The 911-nt window shown below is 67.7% G+C and carries 1 protein-coding gene and 1 pseudogene; both read left to right on the top strand.

The window, feature by feature from the left end:
* Nucleotides 1-192, top strand: a pseudogene (locus MKK84_RS31545) (acetylglutamate kinase); the annotation flags it as partial.
* A 38-nt stretch (nt 193-230) separates the two neighbouring features.
* Nucleotides 231-911: outer membrane protein (locus MKK84_RS31540; protein WP_243926384.1), on the top strand; the 681-nt coding region annotated here is incomplete at its 3' end.

The following is a 911-nucleotide window of genomic DNA, read 5'->3' as shown; positions in this document are numbered from 1 at the left end:
CTTCTCGAACAATCCGGGCTGAAGCCGATCGTCGTCCACGGCGGCGGGCCGCAGATCGGCAAGATGCTCGACCGGCTCGGCATCCAGTCCGAGTTCCGCAACGGCCTGCGCGTGACCGACGAGGCCACCGTCGAGGTGGTCTGCTGTTGCAGCGTTGCACTATCGCGCGGCATCAACCTGTCGTTCTGTGGTCCGGTACACATCCCGCCCAACGGGAGACAGAGGACCAGATGATCAAGAAGCTTCTTCTCGCGAGCGCCGCTACGGCCCTCCTGACCGGCGCCGCTTCGGCCGCCGACCTGCCGCGTCGGGCCGCCCCGCCGCCGATCTTCACCCCCGTGCCGGTGTTCACCTGGTCGGGTGCCTACTTCGGTATCAACGCCGGCTACGCGTTCGACGCCAGCAGCAGCAACACCTCGAGCTTCGCCGTCCCGGCTCCGTACGGCAACGGCACGACGGCCTATTTCGGCCAGAACAACCAGGAAGGCTTCTCCGGCGGCGCCCAGATCGGCTACAACTTCCAGCTGACCCCGGGTAACGGCGTGGTGTTCGGCGTCGAGGCCGACGCCCAGTACCTCGACTTCGGTCGCAATCGGAACCGCTCCATCGTCACCGGCCCGCTGGCCGCCGGCTACTACGTCACCGACCCGCGTGGCCTGTCGAGCCTCGACTTCTTCGGCACCGTGCGCGGCCGCCTCGGCTATGCCTTCGACCGCGTCCTCGTGTACGGCACCGGCGGCTTCGCCTACGGCTCGGGCAGCGCTGACCGTTCGTTCGGCGGCTACGCCGGCAACGACAGCTTCCGCACCGGCTACGCGGTCGGCGGCGGCATGGAGTACGCGCTCCCGGTCGACTCGTTCCTGAACTTCTTCCGCTCTTCGGCCGTGACGCTCAAGGTCGAAGGCCTGTAC

It is taken from the genome of Methylobacterium sp. E-065 (genome assembly GCF_022829605.1).
Lineage (GTDB): Bacteria > Pseudomonadota > Alphaproteobacteria > Rhizobiales > Beijerinckiaceae > Methylobacterium.
This window is presented reverse-complemented; position numbering and strand designations above follow the sequence as displayed.